Raw genomic sequence first — 18,616 nt, forward strand, 5'->3', positions numbered from 1 at the left:
AATTTTGACCGCGTATTGCCATCCCGATCCCGGGCTTTGGAATGCACAAAGCTCCCGCGCGAGACTTAAGCATGTGTAAACTGCGTCATTTTCAGACAGTCAGACAGGCGTGCGTTTCAACCTCAAGGCGTTGCCGATGACCGAAACGGACGACAGGCTCATCGCCGCCGCCGCCGCCATGGGAGACAGAAGCGAACCGGTGAAGGGGTAAAGCAAACCCGCCGCCAGGGGTACGCCGACCGCATTATAGGCGAAGGCGAAAAAAAGATTCTGGCGGATATTGGCGAGCGTCGCCCGCGCCAGCCTGCGCGCCCGCCCAAAGGCGGCAAGATCGCCCTTGACCAGAGTGACGCCGGCGCTTTTTAGCGCGACATCGGAGCCCGCGCCCATGGCGAGACCGACATGGGCGGCGGCGAGCGCAGGCGCGTCGTTGACGCCATCGCCGGCCATGGCGACGATGAGCCCCTCGGCGCGCAGGGCGTCGACCAAAGCCTTCTTGTCTTCCGGCGACTGCCCGGCGCGAACATCCTTGATTCCCAGCGCGGCGGCGACATATCGCGCTGCAGGCAGGCTGTCTCCGGTCGCCATGACAACACGCATGCCCTCCGCTTCAAGACGGCGGATCATCTCGGCGGCTTCGGGTTTGATCGGATCTCGCACTGAAACAAGCCCCGCGAGCCGACGCTCGACAACCAGAAACACCACCGTGTCGCCCTTGCCGGCGAGATCGTCGGCAATTTTGGCGAGAGGATCATCCTTGCCGAGATATTCGCCGGCCAACGCCGCATTGCCGAGCCCCAGCGCCTGGCCCTCGACCTGGCCCGTCACGCCCTTGCCGGCCAAGGACGAGAAATCCGTCGCGGCCAGACGGGCGAGCCCCCGCGCTTCAGCGCCTTTCACGATTGCCGAGGCGATCGGATGTTCCGATCCGGCCTCGAGCGCGGCCGCGAGCTGCAGGATGCGATCCGCGTCGAAACCCGTATTGGCGACGACATCGCCGAGCGCGGGCCGCCCTTGCGTCAGCGTGCCGGTTTTGTCGATCACCAGGCAGTTGGCGGCGGCAAGCGCTTCGAGACTGGCTGCGTCACGCACCAGCACGCCCGCCGCAGCGCCTCGCCCCGCCGCGATCATCACCGACATCGGCGCAGCAAGGCCGAGCGCGCAGGGGCAGGCGATGATCAGTACGGAGACAGCGGCGATCAGAGCGTAGATCAGGCTGGGTGACGGGCCGTAGATCAGCCAGGCGCAAAAAGCGACCGCCGCCACCGCGACAACTGTCGGCGCGAACCAGGCAGAAACGCGATCGGCCAGCTTCTGGATCGGCGCGCGCGAACGTTGCGCCTCCGCCACCAACGCGACGATGCGAGACAGCAGCGTGTCCGCGCCGACATTCGAGGCCGTCATCACGAATGTGCCGGATCGATTGACCGTGCCGCCGGTGACCGTCGAACCCGGCTCTTTGTCGACCGGAATGGGTTCGCCGGTGAGCATGCTCTCATCGACCGACGATCGCCCTTCGATCACGACGCCATCGACCGGCGCCGCCTCCCCCGGGCGCACCCTGAGCTTGTCGCCCGGCAGGATGTTTTCGAGCGGCGCGTCGAATTCGGAACCATCCGGCTGGATGCGGCGCGCGGTCTTCGGCGCCAGGCCGATCAGCGCCCGAATGGCGTCGCCGGTTTTCGCCCTCGCCTTCAACTCCAGGATCTGGCCGAGAAACACAAGCGTCACGATCACCGCCGCCGCCTCGAAATAGACAGGCGGCAGCCCGCCATGGCCAGCGACGTCATGCGGGAAGATCTGCGGCGCGACGACGGCGACGAGGCTATAGGCGAAGGCGGCGCTGACGCCCAACATGATCAGCGTCCACATATTGTAGTGGCCTGTTCTGAGCGAGGCCCAGCCGCGCTCGAAGAACGGCTTGGCCGCCCAGAGAACCACGGGCGCGGCAAGCGCCAGCTCCACGATGGCCGCCAGTCTTTCACCGACCCAGTCGCGAACCGGCAGGCCGAGCATTGGTCCCATCGCCACGACGAGCAACGGCAAGGTCAATGTCGCAGACACCTGGAAACGGCGAGTGAAATCGATGAGCTCGGGATTGGGGCCGTCTTCCGCAGACGGCGTCATCGGTTCCAGCGCCATGCCGCAGATCGGGCAGGCGCCCGGCTCGGCGCGAATGATTTCCGGATCCATCGGGCAGGTGTATTGCACGGCCGCCTTGGCCTGCTTCGGCTTGTTCTTCGAATGGCCCGACAGATAAAACCAGGGATCGGCGGCAAAGCGGACGCGGCATTTCGGATTGCAGAAATGATAGTCGACGCCCTCATGCGAGAGTGTTGGCTTGCCGATCCCGAGCTTCACCGTCATGCCGCAAACGGGGTCGATCGCCGTCGGCGGATCGCTGGTTTCACCCGACGGCGCAGCCGCGTCGAACAACCGGTCGAACATGCCGCCCTCGAATTTCTGCATCTCGTCGTCTCCCGCTCATGCCTGCGCCACTCTCTCCTAGCCGGTCGGGATGGCCGGAGTCTTGACGCATATCAAGCGCAATTCTTGCAGGCGCCGCGGATTTCGATCGTGGTCTTCTCAGCCTTGAACTGGGTGGCCGCCTGCCATTGCTTGAGCTGATGCTCGATGGTGTGATCGTGAAACTCGGTCACCTGTCCACAGGTTTCACAAATCGCAAAGGCGATGACGCCGTGATGGTGGTCATGATGATCATGCGGATGCGCGCAGGCGACGAATGCGTTGAGACTTTCCAGCCGATGCACCAGCCTCTGCTCGACGAGCTTCTCAAGCGCCCGATAGACTTGCAGCGGCGCGCGAAAACCGTCGCCGCGCAGCCGGTCGAGAATGTCATAGGCGCTGAGCGGGCCTGCCGCGCCATTCAGCGCGCCGAGCACCAGCGCCTGGTTCTTGGTGAGCGTTTGCTCTGTTTTCATCATGTCCTCCCTTCCTCGGCCAGCCGATCGCGACCCACCGGCAGCAGGCTGACGACAAACAGCGCGAGCGCGGTCACCACGATGGACGGGCCCGACGGCGTGTCGAATTGCAGCGATCCATACAGCCCGCCCCACACCGCGACAACGCCGATGACCGCCGAGAGCGCCGCCATGATCTCCGGCGAGGTCGAAAAGCGCCGCGCGGCTGCAGCGGGGATGATCAGAAGCGAGGTAATCAGCAGGATGCCGACGATCTTCATGGCGATGGCGATGACCACGGCGAGCAGCAGCATGAAGATCAGCCTCGCCCGTTTCGGCTGCAAGCCTTCTGCCTCGGCCAGATCCTCCGAGACGGTCGAGGCCACCAAGGGCCGCCACAGATAGACCAGCGTCATCAGAACGAGAATGCCGCCGCCCCAGATCAGGTCGATATCGCCCTCGCCGATGGCGAGAATGTCGCCGAACAGAAAGCTGACGAGATCGACGCGCACCCAGGACATGAAGGCGAGGATCACCAATCCGACCGACAGCGAGGCATGCGACAGGATGCCGAGCAGCGAGTCCGCCGACAGAGACTGCACTTTCTGCAACAGCAGCAGCAAGAGCGACACCGCCGCCGCCACCACGAACACTGCGATCATGATATTGAGATTGAACAACAACGACAGCGCCACGCCAAGCAAAGCCGAATGCGCCATCGTGTCGCCGAAATAGGCCATGCGCCGCCAGACGATGAAGCAGCCGAGCGGCCCCGTGGTCAAGGCGAGCCCGGTGCCGCCGATCAGCGCGCGGATGAAGAAGTCGTCAAGCATCGCGGCCTCCTGCAGTCATGGTCTTGGGCAGAACCAGCCGGTTGCGTTCATGGCCGCAGCCGCAATCGGGACCATGAACATGGTCCTCATCCTCGTCGTGATCGTGATGATGCCCATCCTCTGGATGGCAATGATCCGTGACGGAGCCGTCGGCATGCTGCACCCGGCCATCGGGCAGATGGGTGTGATCATGATGATGAGCGTAGATCGCCAGCGCGCCTGCGCCGCGCTGGCCGAACAGGCGCTGATATTCCGGGCTTTGGGTCACCGCTTGCGGCGTGCCGGTGCAGCAGACATGGCCATTCAGGCAGATCACCGTATCGGTCGCCGCCATCACCACATGCAGGTCGTGCGAGATCAGCAGCACGCCGCAGCCGATGCGGTCGCGGATCTCGCCGATCAATTCGTAAAGGGCAATCTCGCCCGAAAAATCCACACCCTGCACGGGCTCGTCCAGCACCAGCAGATCGGGCCGGCGGGCGATGGCGCGGGCCAACAACGCGCGCTGGAACTCGCCGCCCGACAGATGCTGCACCTCCGCCTTGGCGAGGTGACTGACGCCGGTTTCTGCGAGCGCATTGGCGATATCGCGCCGGGGCAACGGACCGGTCAGCGTCATCAGCCGCTCGACGGTCAGCGGCATGGTGCGGTCGATGCTCATCTTCTGCGGCACGTAGCCGACCCGGAGTCCATCTCGCTTCGACACCTTGCCCTCGTCGGGCTTGATCAGCCCCAGCGCCATGCGCGCCGAGGTCGATTTTCCCGAGCCATTGGGGCCGATCAGCGTGACGATCTCGCTTTTGCGCACGGAGAAGCTCACACCGCGCACCAGCCAGCGGCCATTGCGCGAGATCCCGGCGCCATCAAGGCCAACCAGCTGATCATGTTGAGGTATTCTGTCGAGCATAGAATTTTCCAGAGTCGGGACTTGGCAGGGGTTATGTCATACGTTATAGCGTAACGCAATTTATGTAATAACATTACAGCGACATTCCAGTCGTAACGGGTTAAAAAGGACCGCCGATGCGTTCAATGCTTGCCACCGCCCTCGCCTCCGCCTCGATTATAGCCCTGTCCGCCTTCGCGGCCCAGGCAGCGCCGAAGGTGGTGGTGTCGATCAAGCCCATCCACTCGCTGGCCGCCTCGCTGATGAAAGGCGTAGGCGAACCCGAACTGTTGGTCGACGGCGTCGCCTCTCCCCACACCTATCAGATGCGCCCCTCCGACGCCTCACGCCTTCAGAACGCCGATGTGATCTTCTGGGTCGGCCACGACATGGAGAAATTCATGGAGAAGCCGCTGGAAACGCTCGGCGGCAAAGCGCGGATCCTCGAACTCGACGAGGTCGAGGGGCTGTTGAAACTTCATACCCGAGAAGGCGGCGCTTTCGAAGGTCACGACCATGGCGAAGAGGACCACGACCACGCCGAAGCGGGCCATGAGGAGGGTGAGCACCACCATGACGCCGAGGAAAAGGCGGCAGAAGGTCACGATCACGGCGCCGAAACTCATGAGGGCCATGAAGGCCATGATCATGAGGAAGAAACGGACCTGCATCTCTGGCTCAATACAGGCAACGCCAAGCTGATGGCCGCCGCGATGACCAAAACCCTGGTCGAGGCCGATCCGGAGCATGCCCAGACCTATGAGAAGAACCTCGCCGATCTCAACGCCAGCTTCGACGCCTTGGCGGTTAAGATCAAGGCCGAGCTTGAGCCGGTGAAGGACAAGCCTTTCATCGTCTTCCACGACGCCTACCAGTATTATGAGAAAGAGTTCGGCGTGAAAGTCGCAGGTTCGATCACGGTTTCGCCGGAAACGATGCCGGGTGCGGCAAGGCTCAAGGAAATCCACGCCAAAGTGGCCGAACTCGGCTCCACCTGTGTTTTCGCCGAACCGCAATTCGAACCGAAACTGGTGAAGGTCGTGCTCGAAGGCACAAACGCCAAGAGCGGCGTGCTCGATCCTGAAGGCGGCTCCTACCAGAAGGGCGAAGCCCTCTACGGCGATCTCATGCTCGGCATCGCCCGTTCAATCAAGGATTGCCTCGCCGCGAAGTGACGAGGTCGAACAATCGAGGCGGGCGCTCGCACCCGCCTTTTTCGGACATCAACATGTAATGGTATAACATTATGAAAGCTCCAATCGTGGATACCCGTCTTCCCGTCACCGTGCTCTCAGGCTTTCTCGGCGCCGGCAAGACGACCTTGATGAACCATGTTCTCAACAACCGCCAGGGCCTGAAAGTCGCGGTCATCGTCAATGACATGAGCGAGGTGAACATCGACGCCGAACTCATTCGCGAAGGCGGCGCGGATCTGTCGCGCACCGACGAACAACTGGTCGAGATGACCAATGGCTGCATCTGTTGCACGCTGCGCGACGATCTCCTGAACGAAGTCAGCCGTCTCGCCCGCGAAAAACGCTTCGATTACCTGCTGATCGAAAGCTCCGGCATTTCCGAACCGCTGCCGGTGGCCGCCACCTTCGAATTTCGCGACGAAGCGGGCTTCAGCCTGTCGGATCTCGCCCGGCTCGACACGATGGCGACGGTGGTCGACGCGGCCTCGCTTTTGAAAGACTACGCCTCCGACGACTTCCTCGCCGATCGCGGCGAAACGGCGGGCGAAGGCGATGCGCGCCTGCTGGTGGATCTCTTGGTCGAGCAGATCGAATTCGCCGATGTGGTGATCATCAACAAAGTTTCGGACGCCAGCCCCGCCGATCTCGACGCAGCCCGCAAGATCGTCACAGCGCTCAATCCCGACGCTCACATCATCGAGACCGATTTCGCCCGCGTCGAGTCTTCGGAAATTCTCGGCTCCGGCCGCTTCGACTTCGAAAAGGCTCACACGCACCCGCTCTGGTACAAGGAGCTTTACGGCTATGCGGAGCACACGCCGGAGACCGAGGAATATGGCGTCCGCTCCTTCGTCTATCGGGCGCTCAGGCCCTTCGATCCCGCCAAGTTCAAGGCTTTCGTCAACCGCTCCTGGCCGGGCGTCGTGCGCGCCAAGGGCTTTTTCTGGCTGGCCACGCGTCCGCATTATGTCGGCGAACTCAGCCATGCCGGCGCGATCGTTCGCACCCAGAAAATCGGCCTGTGGTGGGCGGCCGTGCCGCAAGAGCGCTGGCCGACGGATGAAGGCAGCCGCTCGGCGATCTATGACCGTTTCGACCCGGTCTGGGGCGACCGCCGACAGGAGATGGTGTTCATCGGCGCCGATCCGATGAGCGAGGCCGCCATCCGCGCCGAACTCGACGCCTGCCTGGTGCCGGAAACCGATTTCCGCCCCGAGCGCTGGCGCGATCTCAACGATCCCTTCCCCGATTGGAGCGCGAAAGCGGCATGAACGAGGAGCGACCACGCCGACGCTATCACTGCTTTGAAGTCGATGGCGACGGCAAGATCATAAAACCGACCTTGCGGCCTGATCCCCCGGGCCGGCGGGCGGGTCCGGTTATCTGGCCGGGCGAAGCGGAAGCGCTGATCTTCAGGGATCGCGGAGCTGTGGAGCCGCAGACGCCAAAGCGGATGGCCTGAGAGACCTCCGCGCCAGCCACGATGCTGCATAATCGGGCGATTCGAACGGAGCGCCCGACATGCAAGACCGCCTCACCACCGCCCGCGCCGCTCTGGACGCGGGCGATCTCGACGCGGCGTTCAGTATCATCAACGCCGCATTGGCGGAGGGCGACGCGCGCGCCGAACTTATTGGCCTGTTCGGAGACGCCCTGCAGACGGTCGGGATGACGAAGGACGCCATCGGCGCCTATGACATGGCGGCCAGCGCCGCTGGCGCGAACGCATTTGTCTATTGGAAGAAAGCCGCCCTCGCCCATGACGCTCTCGGAGACAGCGACCAGGCGCTGGCTGCGGCGATCAAGGCGCAGAAGGCGCAGGATGGCGATCCCGACATCATTTTCCTGCTGGCGCGCGAATTCCACGCGCGCGGCGAGCGCGATCTGCTCGGCCTCGTCAAGAACCGACTGACGGCGAGCAATGATCCGAACCATCTCAATCTCGCCGCAGAACTCATTGCGGGCGAAATGCGCAATCCTTTCAATCTGCCGCTGTTCAAGAAACTGGCCGCGCTCAGGCCCGACGACGACGTCGCCCAGGCCAAGCTGATGGCGGTGGCGCGCGAATTCTGCGACTACGATACGATCGAGGCGCAGGAGCGCTGGATGGAGGAGCGGCGCGCCATGCTCGGGGACGCCGCCGCCCATGACGGCGAGACGCCCTACGCCAATCTCCTTCACTGCGGCGACCAAAGAGTGAACCGGCTGGCCGCCAACCGCCAGAATGTCGGCCCCGGCTACTCCCCAGATCGCGCCGCCGCCCGACGCGCCGCCGCGCATGTCTGGGGAGAGGGTCTTCGCATTGGCTACTTCTCCAATGATTTCAGCAGCACGCACGCCACAATGCGGCTAATGCGCGAGGTGCTCGAACGCCATGACGCAAGCCGCTTTGATGTCACCCTCTATTGCTACACGCCGGATGACCTGATCCGCCGCGACGATGGCGGTCGCTCCAAATGGGGCCGCATTGTCAGCGTCACCAGCCTGAGCGACACCGAAATCGCCGAACGGATGCGCGCCGACGGCGTCGATATTCTCGTCGACCTCAAGGGCCATACCGGCGGCTCGCGCAGCCAGGTGCTCAATTTCCCGATCGCGCCCGTTCATATCGCCTGGCTCGGCTATCCCGGTTCGACGCAGATGATCGATCTGGATTACGTGATCGGCGATCATTTCGTGCTGCCGGATGCGGCAAAACCATATTTCCACGAAAAATTCATTCGGCTGCCGGACAGCTATCAGCCCAACGACGCCAGCACGCGTCCGCAGCCGACCCCGACGCCGCCTTCGCGCGCCGCGCTCGGCCTGCCCGAAGATCGCTTCCTGTTTGCGAGTTTCAACGCCAATCGCAAGATCACGCTGGAAACGCTGGAACTGTGGTCCGAGATCCTGCGCAAGACGCCGGAGAGCCGTCTCTGGATACTGCTGGAAACGCCGTTGATCCGCGAGAATTTCGCAACGCGAATGGAGAAGCAAGGCGTGGCGCGCCACCGCCTGATCTTTGCCGAAAACGCAGATTATGCCCGGCATCTGCACCGCGCCGCAGCCGCAGACCTGCATCTCGACACCTTTCCCTATAACGGCCACACGACCACGTCGGACATGCTCTGGGCGGGCGTGCCGACGCTGACGAAAAGAGGCTCGAACTTCGCGTCGCGCGTCTCCGAAAGCCTGCTGAACGCGGCGGGCATGCCGGATCTCGTGGCGCCGGACGCCCAAACCTTTGTCGCAATGGCTGCAAGCTTCGCCACGGCCCCGGATAGCCTGAAACTCGTCCGCAAGCGGCTGGTCGAAACACGCCGAAAGGCGCCACTGTTCGACGCTGAACGTTTCCGACATCACCTCGAAAAAGCCTATATGCTTGCGGCTGACCGAGCCCGCCGCGGCCTCGAACCAACTGACCTCGATCTATTTTAGCGCGTATGGAAACTCATAGGCTATTCGGGTTGACGAGACGCCCGCGCGCCCCGTAACGTCGCCTTAGTTGCGCGATCGGATTCGGTCGCGGACATTGTTCTCGCGTTACAACTGACTTGTCGGCGTCACGTATAGGCTCGCGCCATTTCGCGCGACTTTCGCGTGACTTAGGGGCAATTAAGAGGGAAAGGAACGTCCATGAAATTCAAGACTCCCACGATCATCGCCATCTCCATGGCTATCGGCATCGCAACCGGCGCAGGCGTCACCGCAATCGCCGCCCAGCCCAATATGAGAAGCGCGCTTGACCATCTTGTCGCCGCCGACGCCTTTTTGGCGCAAGCGAATGACAACAAGGGCGGCCACCGCGTGAAGGCTCGCAGCTTGATCAGCATGGCGATCCAGGAAGTGCGCGCCGGCATCCGCTACGCCAACTGATTTTCTCGATACGTCGAGGACAAGCCCGGCTGCATGCGCGGCCGGGCTTTTTTAGTCCCCTCACATCTGGCGTTGATAGGTGAACCTGTCGAAATCCGCCGCCTTTGCGCTGCCGGTGATGTCATAGGCGAACATGCCGACAAAGGCGCCGGTAAACGATCCATGCTCGCCGGCTCCGCCTTCATCCGACACCACGCCCGCGTCGAGGACCGGGCCGATCGCGCGCCAAACCGCCTCGCCGTCACCTTTCCAGAAAAACTGGAGCGCATTGTCTCGGACATCGGCGGCCAGATGCACACGGCCAACAGGCAGCGCCTCGCCCGAACCAACCGGAAATGTCAGCCGTCCGCCGGGATAATTTCCTGGGCAAGACTGAATCGTCAGGCAACGCCCCAGCGTCTCATGCCAGGTCACCGCCAGCGCATGGAACTTGTAGCGATTGTAATAATGCGTCAGCCCCGCGACCTGCTGATAGGTTTCGGGTTTGAAATCAACCACGGTTTCCGCACGGAAACGGTGATGCTCCTGCCGTCTCGCCACCAGTGAGAATTCGAACCAGGAGCCGAGGCTTTCGCGGCCATAAAGCCTGAGATGGCTGGCCCGCGCGGTGAGCGAAAACAGCCTGTCGGGCTCGGGCGTCCGCAACCATTGGAACTCCCGGGGCAGTTCAACGCTGTCGAACTCCGCCTCGACGCGCTCCGGCGTCGATTTCTGCACGGCGCCCAAGGGCGCCTCGACCTCAAGCGCCGGAACCAGGCCGCCATGGGCAAGCCGTAGCCAGCCATCCTCACCCCAGACGCATTTCTGGATCGCCGTCTCGCGGCCCAGCGTGCAGCGCCGCAGCGGCGGCAGCGGCCGTCCAGTCAGATGAACCACATAGGGCTCGCCCTCTGGCGTCTCGACATATTGGCCATGGCCGGCGCGCTGAAGGGGCGCATCAGGCGCATCCTTAGAGGTCAGCAGATATTGGTCCGGATGCAGCGCGTAAGGACCAAGCACCTGCTCGGAGCGAGCGAATGCGATGGCGTGCTCATAGCCGGTGCCGCCCTCCGCAGCGGTTATGTAATAGTAGCCGTTCTTCTTGAACAGATGCGCGCCTTCGACCAGGCCGAGTTCCGTGCCGCCGAAGATGTTGTAAACAGGCCCGATCAGCTTTCCCGCCGCCGCGTCATATTCCTGGCAAAGAATGCCGTCGAAATGGCTATTGCCGCCGATGGTGTTGTGCGCCTCGGGGCGGTGGTTCCACAACATCTGCAGAAACCATTTGCGCCCGTCATCATCATGGAACAGCGACGGATCGAAACCGGAGGAATTGACATAGACGGGATCGGACCACGGACCTTCGATCGACGGCGCGGTGACGATATAGTTATGCGCATCCTTGAACGAACCGTCGAAGCGCTTCACATCGGTGTAGACGAGCCAGAACAACCCGTCGGCATAGGAAAGACACGGCGCCCAGACGCCGCAGCTGTCGGGATTGCCGCGCATGTCGAGCTGGCTTTTGCGGCTCAGCGGCCGGCAGACCAACTCCCAATTGGCGAGATCGCGCGAATGATGGATCTGCACGCCCGGATACCATTCGAAGGTGGAGGTGGCGATATAATAATCCTCGCCCACCCGGACGATGGAAGGATCGGGATTGAAGCCCGGCAGGATGGGGTTGTGAATCATGATGGTCTCCTCCTCGAAAATTCTAGGTAATATCATCCGCCGGAGGGACGCCCCTCATCCCCCTGCCGGGACCTTCTCCCCGCGCGAGCGGGGAGAAGGAGGATGTGGCAAGGACGGCGCTCCATCGCCCTTCTCCCCGCCTGCGGGGAGAAGGTGGCGGCAGCCGGATGAGGGGCTGACACCGACCAGACGAGCCTGAACTTACTTCTTCTTCCGCGCCGGGCCGTTGCGCTCGGCCGAAGCCGCCCAGATATTGATATCGGCCTCCTTGGCGTAGATATCGATCTCGGCCAGTTCTTCCGCCGTAAAATCGAGATTGTCGATCGCTTTCACGCAATCCTCCACCTGGCTCGCTCTGGACGCGCCGATCAGCGCCGATGTGACGCGGCCGCCGCGCAGCACCCAGGCAAGCGCCATCTGCGCCAGCGTCTGGCCGCGCTTTTCGGCGATGCGATTGAGCGCGCGGATATTCTCGACATTCTTCTCGTTGAGGAAATCGGGATTGAGCGACTTGTCGAGGCTGGCGCGGGCGCCCTCCGGAATACCGTTCAGATATTTCGACGTCAGCATGCCCTGGGCCAGCGGCGAGAACACGATCGAGCCCATGCCCAATTCTTCCCAGGCGTCGACCAGGCCATCTTCCTCGATCCAGCGATTGATCATCGAATAGCTGGGCTGGTGAATGATGCAGGGCGTGCCGAGATCCTGAAGGATCTTGTGCGCCTCGCGGGTGCGCTTGGTGTTGTAGGAGGAAATGCCGACATAGAGCGCCCGGCCCGAGCGGACGATATGATCGAGCGCGCCGCAGGTTTCCTCGAGCGGCGTCTCCGGGTCAAACCGGTGCGAGTAGAAGATGTCGACATAGTCGAGACCCATCCGCTTCAGGCTCTGGTCGCAGGAAGCAATGACATATTTGCGGCTGCCCCATTCGCCATAGGGCCCGGGCCACATCAGGTAACCGGCCTTGGACGAGATGATCAACTCGTCGCGATAGCCGTTGAAGTCGGTGCGCAGGATCTCGCCGAAGGCTTCCTCGGCGCTGCCCGGAGGCGGGCCGTAATTGTTGGCGAGATCGAAATGGGTGATGCCGAGATCGAAAGCGGTGCGGCAGATTTCCAGTTTGGTCTGATGCTTGGCGTCATGGCCGAAATTGTGCCACAGGCCGAGGGAGATCGCCGGCAGCTTCAGGCCGGACTTGCCGACACGGTTGTATTTCATAGTCTCATAGCGGTTTTCAGCGGGGCGCCATGCCATGGGGAATCCTCCAATATTCTTGTGCGGCCGGACTATGCCCCTCATGGCTTTGGGGAGGCAAGCCGTGATTGGAAACTTTGCCTCACGTACCTCAGTAAATGCGCCTGCGCGCCAAATGTCTCCCCGGCGAACCGGGGAGACGAGAAGGCAAGCGCCTCAGCGCAGCAGCGACCGGGCCTCTTCGATGCCGAAAGCGGCCGGCTGGGTGCAGGTGGTGCGGATATCGATCGCCTTGCCCTCTTCGGCGCTTTTCAGGATCGACGTCAGTACGTCAATCGTATGAAGCGAACGGTCGAGCGAGCAGCGGTAATCGCTGCCGGTCTCGATGCTCGCCATCATGTCCGACAGGCCGACGCCGCGGTAATTGGCCTGCGTTCCCCAGGCAAACTCGTAATTCTTGGCGGTCATCGGGTGGTCCCAGACATCGACTTCCTTCGGCTCGCGGTCGGTTCCCGCCACTTCCACCGTGCCGCCGAAGAAGTTGGGATCCGGAACGAAGATCGCGCCGTCAGTGCCGTAAAGCTCCATGTTCTGGTGGCGATGCGCCCAGACGTCCCAGCTCGCCATCAGCGCCACTTGCGCGCCGGAGACGAATTCGAGCACCGCATGCACATTGGTCGGCACGATGACGGGCACATTCTCGCCATTGCGCGGACCATTGGTGATGGTGCGCTCCTGCTTCGCCTTGTTGGCGAGCGCCACGACGCGCTTCACCGGACCGATCAGGTTGACGAGATTGTTGACGTAATAGGGTCCCATATCGAGGATGGGGCCGCCGCCTGGCTGGAAGAAGAAATCCGGGTTCGGATGCCACATTTCCATGCCCGGCCCCAGCACATGGCAGGTGCCCGACATGACCTTGCCGATCTGGCCGCTGTCGATGAGGTTGCGGGCGAACTGGTGCGAGCCGCCGAGATAGGTGTCCGGCGCCGAGCCGACGCGCAGACCCTTTTCAGTGGCGATGCGGCGGAGATCCTCGCCCTGTTCGATCGACAGCACGAAAGGCTTTTCCGAATAGACATGCTTGCCCGCTTCAAGCGCCTTCTTCGAGACGGGATAGTGCGCCTCGGGAATAGTGAGGTTGACGACCACATCCACATCGGGATTGGCAAGCAGCGCATCGACCTCTTGAGCCAGAATGCCGAATTGGTCGGCCTTGGCGACAGCTGCAGCCATATGCAGGTCGGCGCAGGCGACGACCTTGAGATTGTTGAACAGCGGGATCAGGCGGAAATAGGCTTCGGAAATATTGCCGCAGCCGATGACGCCAACGCCATATTCTTTTGTCATGGAATTCTGTCCTCAGAACGATTGGATCGATTGGATGGAGCGCGTCGCGCAACGGGTGATGTCGGACGGATTGTCGTGCTCGACGACGAAATGCCGTGCATTGGTCGCCTTCAGAGCATTCCAGATCGCAGGCCAGTCCATGACGCCGTGACCAACGTCGGCCCAGCCGCCTTCCTCGATATTTTCGCCGGCCGGCGCGATATCCTTGATATGGGCCGAGGTGATGCGGTCCTTATAGGCATCGATGAACTTTGCCGGATCGGCGCCGCCGCGCACCACCCAGGCGACATCCATCTCCCAGGACAGCGACGGACCGCCTTCGAAGATCCGGTCATGCGGCAGCGAGCCGTCGGCGAGCGCGACGAATTCGAAATCGTGATTGTGCCAGCCGAAATCGAAGCCGGCGTCGCGGAAGGGTTTGCCGGCCTTTTCAAGCCGCGCGCCGAAGGCCGTCCAGCCTTCTGCGTCCTTCGGACGGTCGTCGGGCATCACATAGGGGCAATAGACGGCGTCCATGCCGAGCGTGCGGGCGATATCGAGCATGCGGCCCGTTTCGTTCTCCAACTGGTCGAGACCGAAATGGCCGGTCGCCATGGTCAGGCCATTGGCGTCGAGATCGGCCTTGAGCGCCTTGACGGCGTCAGTGTCCATCGGCCCGTAAATGCCGCCGAAACCCTCGACTTCGTTATAGCCGAGTTTGCCGAGCAGCTTGAAGATTTCCGAAAGCGGCGGGAAATTGCGCGCACTGTAGAGCTGAAACGAGACTTTGGTCATGATGTCCTCCATTGATCGCCCGAAGGTGGAAATTGGGTGGAGATGATGGGATGCAGTCGTGCAATGCCCCTCATCCCCCTGCCGGGACCTTCTCCCCGCGCCTGCGGGGAGAAGGGGATTGTGGCGCGACCTCCGCTCCATCGTCCTTCTCCCCGCTATGCGGGGAGAAGGTGGCGCCAGCCGGATGAGGGGCGAAGCACGCCGTCTAAATCAAATGTTCACTCCACCGCCTGACACGACTGGAGATCCCGCAGCACGAAGCGCGGCGTCGCCGACGGATCTTCAGCAGTGAAGGTAATCACGCGACATTCTGCAGCGAGCAAGTCGAAGGCGTTGTCGGAAAAGCGACCGGCCACATCCGCCTCCAGCATCACGAACAGAGCGAGACCGGCGGAGTTCAGCGAAATCCGCCAACGCCCCTCGCCCACGGCCTGCGCTTCATAGACGAGGCCGGCGGGTGCGAGATCGAGCGTCTTGTAGCTTGTCGCCACATGGTGACCGCGACCTTCATTGCCGGCCGACGTGCGGAAATCCCAAAACAGCAGGTGATCCCCAGGGATTTCACTGGCGGAAATCGTCTCCAGCGTCATCGCCTTGTCGGGACGGCATGTCGCCTTGGCGGACCGCAGCGGATGCCGCGCGCCGGCGAGATCGACCGTATAGAAGTCCGCAGAAACCTCGATATTGTCGGCGAGATCGTTGACCATCCGCATCTCCACCCTATCACCCTCCGGTGACGGAATGGCGACCAGGGTCACGGGCTCGAAGAAGCGCCGCGCCTGATAATGCATGGCCTTCCAGTTGCCGCCGTAATCGAGGCTGGCCCAGGAGGCCACCGGCCAGGTGTCGTTGAGCTGCCAGATGATCGTGCCCATGCAATGCGGCTTGAGCGAGCGCCAGTAATCGATTGCCGTCTTGATCGCCAGTCCCTGCTGGATCTGGCTGAGATAGACGAAATTGGCGAAATCCTGGGGGAAGCGGAAATAGCGGAACATCGTGCCCGCGATCCGCTCATTGCCGCCCGGGTTCTTCTGATGCACTTCCATCACCGGCGAGGCGATGTTGATGTCCTTCTTCTCCGCGAACTGGCTGATCAGCAGATTCGACGTGTAGGACTGGAAGCCGAATTCCGAGCAGAAGCGCGGCTTGACGGTGCGATAGTGATCGAACGACTTGTTCTCGTGCCAGACCGACCAGAAATGCATATCGCCGGAGCCATCGGCATGCCAGGCGTCGCCGAAATTGAGATAGCCGCAGGACGGACTCGACGGCCACCAGAGCGCATCGGCGTCAGCCTTGCGCAGCGCCGTTTCGATGGTGCGGTTCAGCCGATCATAAGAGACGAGGTAGCGATCGCGATCCTTCTTCGAGCAGTCGAACCAGGTGAGAGCGCCGACCAGTTCATTGTCGCCGCACCAGAGCGCGATCGAGGCGTGATGGCCGAGCCGCTTGACCTGATACTCGACCTCATGCGCGACATTGTCCAGGAAATCCGGCGTCGAGGGATAAAGGTTGCAGGCGAACATGAAGTCCTGCCAGACCATCAGCCCCAGCCGGTCGCAGATGTCGTAGAACCAGTCATGCTCGTAGAAGCCGCCGCCCCAGATGCGGATCATGTTCATGTTCGCATCGACGGCCGATTGCAGCAGGGCTTCGGTCTTTTCACGGCTCGTGCGGGAAAACAGCGCGTCGGCGGGAATCCAGTTGGCGCCCTTGCAGAAAATCTCCGCGCCGTTGACACGGAAGACGAAGCGGTTTCCAGCCTCGTCTTTGTCCGTGACGAGTTCGATCGTGCGCAAGCCTATCGTCTTGACGATCGTCTCCTCGTCCAGGCTCACTTTCAGCGTGTAGAGATTCTGCGGCCCCGCACCGGCGGGATGCCAAAGCCTCGGCTTCTCGACGACGAAGACGTGATGCAGCACCGTCTCGCCCTGGGGCAGGTCGCAGTCGCGATTCAACGACCATCCATCCAGGTCGAACCGCACGACCGCCTGTCCGGCATCACGCGCATGGAGCGTCACGGCCACGTCGAGTTCGACGCTGCCATCCTTTTTGTGCGCCTGCTTGACGGTGACATGTTCGATCCGCGCCGTCTCGATGCGGCGAAGGGCGATGGTTCCGTAAAGACCTGAAGGGGCCAGCGCGATGTTCCAGTCCCAGCCAAAATGGCATTGCGGCTTGCGCAGCATGTTGCCGTAGGGGATAGGGCAGTTCATCTTGAGCCAAGGCACTTCGAACGGCTGGGCGTCATAGACCTTCTTGCCCTCGGCGACCGGCGAATGCAGCGTCACCGAAATTTCATTCGTTCCCGGCTTCAGCGCGCCCGTCACGTCGGGGCGATAGCGGCGGAAGCAATTGTCGGTGCGGGCGACGATGACGCCATTGATCCGGATCGTGGCGACAGTGTCGACATAGTCGAGGTCGAGATACCAGTCGCCATCAACAGGAGCCATCGGCATGTCGAAGCTGCGCGTCAGAGTCCAGTCCTTGTGGGCGACCCATTGCACCAGCGCTTCATTCTTGCCGAAATAGGGATCTGGAATAACGCCCTCGGCCTGAAGCGCCGAATGCACGTCGCCGGGCAGCGAAATCGTCAGCCCGTCGCGCTGGCCGTCGGCCGAAAGCGACCAGGAGCCGGAAAGGTCGAGTGTCTGGGTCATGCGTATATTCCTCTGAAGGGACCGAATAGGAGGGCGCGGCGTAAAGCCCCTCATCCCCCTGCCGGGACCTCGTCCCCGTCACGACGGGGACAAGAAAGATTGAGCGCCGTCCTTGCCCCCTATCGCCCTTCTTCCCGCCTGCGGGGAGACGGTGGCGGCTGCCGGATGGGGAGCAACTGGCGCTGGAGTCAAAGTCTCAACTCGCTCTCCGCGTCGAACACCGAAGCGAGTTCCATGTTGAAGGAGAGTTTCACCGGCGAGCCGGCGGCGTAGCGCCGCGCCCCGCCGACGCGGACCGACATTGTCTGCCCGGCGAATTTCAACCACAGCAGATTGTCTGCGCCCATCGGCTCTTCGATATCGACGACCGCGTCGAAATTCTGCACAGCGCCGGCTTCATCGACATGGATATGCTCGGGCCGAACGCCCAGAACCACCTTACGGCCCGGCGTCAACGCGTTCTCGCTCAGATAACCCGCGAGCGGGATCCGCGTTCCCTCGACATTGATGACCGGCGCGCCCTCGCCCGCCTCGATCACGCCCCTGAGGAAGTTCATCGCGGGCGAACCGATGAAGCCCGCGACGAACAGGTTTTTAGGCCGGTTGTAGATCGTCATGGGATCATCGAGCTGCATGATGATCCCATCTTTCATGATCGCGATCCTGTCGGCGAGCGTCAGCGCTTCGATCTGGTCATGCGTCACATAGATCATCGTGTTCTTCAGCGCCTGATGCAGCCGCTTGATCTCGACGCGAAGCTCCGAACGCAGCTTGGCGTCCAAGTTCGACAGCGGTTCGTCGAACAGGAACACATCCACGTCGCGCACCAAAGCGCGGCCGATGGCGACGCGCTGGCGCTGGCCGCCCGACAATTCCGCCGGCTTGCGATTGAGCAGCGGCTGGATCTGCAGGATCTCGGCGGCGCGCGCCACGCGCTTGTCGATCTCCGCCTGCGGCAGGCCGGCGATCTTGAGTCCGAAGGACAGGTTCTTGGTGACCGACATCTGCGGATAGAGCGCATAGGACTGGAACACCATGCCGATGCCGCGATCCTTCGGCTCAAGCCAGGTGACGTTCTTGTCCTTGATGAAGATCTGGCCGTCGGTCGGCTCCAGAAGCCCGGCGATGCAGTTGAGCAGCGTGGATTTGCCGCTGCCGGAGGCCCCGAGCAACACCAGGAACTCGCCATCGCCGATATCGAGATTGAGCTTGTCGAGAACCGTGACGGCGCCGAAGGAGAGCGTGAGTTCTTTGACGGAAACGGAGGTCATGC

At 62.2% G+C, this 18,616-nt stretch carries 15 protein-coding genes; 5 read left to right on the top strand and 10 right to left on the bottom strand.

What is annotated here, in order from left to right; translation table 11 throughout:
* Window positions 1-99 precede the first annotated feature (99 nt).
* The 4 genes from M2360_RS13110 to M2360_RS13125 all read right to left on the bottom strand — a co-directional run bounded on the left by M2360_RS13110 (window position 100) and on the right by M2360_RS13125 (window position 4,661).
* Window positions 100-2,448, bottom strand: coding sequence for a heavy metal translocating P-type ATPase (locus M2360_RS13110; protein ID WP_280775724.1), 2,349 nt, complete (start codon window positions 2,446-2,448; stop codon window positions 100-102).
* 92 nt (window positions 2,449-2,540) lie between these two features.
* Window positions 2,541-2,942, bottom strand: coding sequence for a Fur family transcriptional regulator (locus tag M2360_RS13115; RefSeq protein WP_280775598.1), 402 nt, complete (start codon window positions 2,940-2,942; stop codon window positions 2,541-2,543).
* Window positions 2,942-3,754 (bottom strand): iron chelate uptake ABC transporter family permease subunit, encoded by an 813-nt coding sequence (locus tag M2360_RS13120; RefSeq protein WP_280775599.1) that lies wholly within the window; start codon window positions 3,752-3,754, stop codon window positions 2,942-2,944. The genes M2360_RS13115 and M2360_RS13120 overlap by 1 nt, the downstream gene beginning before the upstream one ends.
* Window positions 3,747-4,661: a metal ABC transporter ATP-binding protein gene (locus M2360_RS13125; RefSeq protein WP_280775600.1), complete on the bottom strand. Its 915-nt coding sequence runs from the start codon at window positions 4,659-4,661 to the stop codon at window positions 3,747-3,749. Before M2360_RS13125 ends, M2360_RS13120 begins: the two co-directional genes overlap by 8 nt.
* A gap of 116 nt (window positions 4,662-4,777) precedes the next feature.
* Between M2360_RS13125 and M2360_RS13130 the strand changes: the two genes are divergently transcribed.
* The 5 genes from M2360_RS13130 to M2360_RS13150 all read left to right on the top strand — a co-directional run bounded on the left by M2360_RS13130 (window position 4,778) and on the right by M2360_RS13150 (window position 9,691).
* Window positions 4,778-5,815, top strand: a complete 1,038-nt coding sequence (locus M2360_RS13130; protein ID WP_280775601.1) for a zinc ABC transporter substrate-binding protein — start codon at window positions 4,778-4,780, stop codon at window positions 5,813-5,815.
* 86 nt (window positions 5,816-5,901) lie between these two features.
* Complete coding sequence (locus M2360_RS13135; protein ID WP_280775725.1) at window positions 5,902-7,107, top strand: GTP-binding protein; 1,206 nt, start codon at window positions 5,902-5,904, stop codon at window positions 7,105-7,107.
* Window positions 7,104-7,298, top strand: coding sequence for a hypothetical protein (locus M2360_RS13140; RefSeq protein ID WP_280775602.1), 195 nt, complete (start codon window positions 7,104-7,106; stop codon window positions 7,296-7,298). The genes M2360_RS13135 and M2360_RS13140 overlap by 4 nt, the downstream gene beginning before the upstream one ends.
* 59 nt (window positions 7,299-7,357) lie before the next feature.
* A complete protein-coding gene (locus tag M2360_RS13145; RefSeq protein WP_280775603.1) occupies window positions 7,358-9,253 on the top strand; it encodes a hypothetical protein in 1,896 nt (631 codons plus the stop codon).
* A 198-nt stretch (window positions 9,254-9,451) separates the two neighbouring features.
* Entirely contained in the window at window positions 9,452-9,691 is a 240-nt protein-coding gene (locus M2360_RS13150) for a hypothetical protein (protein WP_280775605.1), read from the top strand.
* Between the two features lie 60 nt (window positions 9,692-9,751).
* Here the strand turns inward: M2360_RS13150 and M2360_RS13155 are convergent, their stop codons facing one another.
* The 6 genes from M2360_RS13155 to M2360_RS13180 form a co-directional block, all read right to left on the bottom strand.
* On the bottom strand, window positions 9,752-11,365 hold the full coding sequence (locus tag M2360_RS13155) for a glycoside hydrolase family 43 protein (RefSeq protein WP_280775607.1): 1,614 nt from the start codon (window positions 11,363-11,365) through the stop codon (window positions 9,752-9,754).
* A gap of 201 nt (window positions 11,366-11,566) precedes the next feature.
* Window positions 11,567-12,619: an L-glyceraldehyde 3-phosphate reductase gene (mgrA, locus tag M2360_RS13160; RefSeq protein ID WP_280775608.1), complete on the bottom strand. Its 1,053-nt coding sequence runs from the start codon at window positions 12,617-12,619 to the stop codon at window positions 11,567-11,569.
* 156 nt (window positions 12,620-12,775) lie between these two features.
* The gene (locus tag M2360_RS13165) at window positions 12,776-13,909 is read right to left on the bottom strand and encodes a Gfo/Idh/MocA family oxidoreductase (RefSeq protein ID WP_280775609.1); all 1,134 of its coding nucleotides are present in this window, start codon (window positions 13,907-13,909) and stop codon (window positions 12,776-12,778) included.
* Between the two features lie 12 nt (window positions 13,910-13,921).
* Window positions 13,922-14,683, bottom strand: coding sequence for a sugar phosphate isomerase/epimerase (locus tag M2360_RS13170; RefSeq protein WP_280775610.1), 762 nt, complete (start codon window positions 14,681-14,683; stop codon window positions 13,922-13,924).
* A gap of 218 nt (window positions 14,684-14,901) precedes the next feature.
* Window positions 14,902-17,343: a glycoside hydrolase family 2 protein gene (locus M2360_RS13175; protein ID WP_280775611.1), complete on the bottom strand. Its 2,442-nt coding sequence runs from the start codon at window positions 17,341-17,343 to the stop codon at window positions 14,902-14,904.
* A gap of 188 nt (window positions 17,344-17,531) precedes the next feature.
* A complete protein-coding gene (locus M2360_RS13180) occupies window positions 17,532-18,614 on the bottom strand; it encodes an ABC transporter ATP-binding protein (RefSeq protein ID WP_280775612.1) in 1,083 nt (360 codons plus the stop codon).
* Window positions 18,615-18,616 lie beyond the last annotated feature (2 nt).

It is taken from the genome of Rhizobium sp. SG_E_25_P2, from assembly GCF_029892285.1.
Lineage (GTDB): Bacteria > Pseudomonadota > Alphaproteobacteria > Rhizobiales > Rhizobiaceae > Rhizobium_E.

What these genes read in the sequence shown, in the direction of transcription:
- mgrA (WP_280775608.1), bottom strand. Translation starts at nt 12,619, where the DNA reads ATGGCATGGCGCCCCGCTGAAAACCGCTATGAGACTATGAAATACAAC.
- M2360_RS13175 (WP_280775611.1), bottom strand. Translation starts at nt 17,343, where the DNA reads ATGACCCAGACACTCGACCTTTCCGGCTCCTGGTCGCTTTCGGCCGAC.
- M2360_RS13110 (WP_280775724.1), bottom strand. Translation starts at nt 2,448, where the DNA reads ATGTTCGACCGGTTGTTCGACGCGGCTGCGCCGTCGGGTGAAACCAGC.
- M2360_RS13130 (WP_280775601.1), top strand. Translation starts at nt 4,778, where the DNA reads ATGCGTTCAATGCTTGCCACCGCCCTCGCCTCCGCCTCGATTATAGCC.
- M2360_RS13120 (WP_280775599.1), bottom strand. Translation starts at nt 3,754, where the DNA reads ATGCTTGACGACTTCTTCATCCGCGCGCTGATCGGCGGCACCGGGCTC.
- M2360_RS13165 (WP_280775609.1), bottom strand. Translation starts at nt 13,909, where the DNA reads ATGACAAAAGAATATGGCGTTGGCGTCATCGGCTGCGGCAATATTTCC.
- M2360_RS13145 (WP_280775603.1), top strand. Translation starts at nt 7,358, where the DNA reads ATGCAAGACCGCCTCACCACCGCCCGCGCCGCTCTGGACGCGGGCGAT.
- M2360_RS13140 (WP_280775602.1), top strand. Translation starts at nt 7,104, where the DNA reads ATGAACGAGGAGCGACCACGCCGACGCTATCACTGCTTTGAAGTCGAT.
- M2360_RS13150 (WP_280775605.1), top strand. Translation starts at nt 9,452, where the DNA reads ATGAAATTCAAGACTCCCACGATCATCGCCATCTCCATGGCTATCGGC.
- M2360_RS13180 (WP_280775612.1), bottom strand. Translation starts at nt 18,614, where the DNA reads ATGACCTCCGTTTCCGTCAAAGAACTCACGCTCTCCTTCGGCGCCGTC.
- M2360_RS13170 (WP_280775610.1), bottom strand. Translation starts at nt 14,683, where the DNA reads ATGACCAAAGTCTCGTTTCAGCTCTACAGTGCGCGCAATTTCCCGCCG.
- M2360_RS13155 (WP_280775607.1), bottom strand. Translation starts at nt 11,365, where the DNA reads ATGATTCACAACCCCATCCTGCCGGGCTTCAATCCCGATCCTTCCATC.
- M2360_RS13115 (WP_280775598.1), bottom strand. Translation starts at nt 2,942, where the DNA reads ATGAAAACAGAGCAAACGCTCACCAAGAACCAGGCGCTGGTGCTCGGC.
- M2360_RS13125 (WP_280775600.1), bottom strand. Translation starts at nt 4,661, where the DNA reads ATGCTCGACAGAATACCTCAACATGATCAGCTGGTTGGCCTTGATGGC.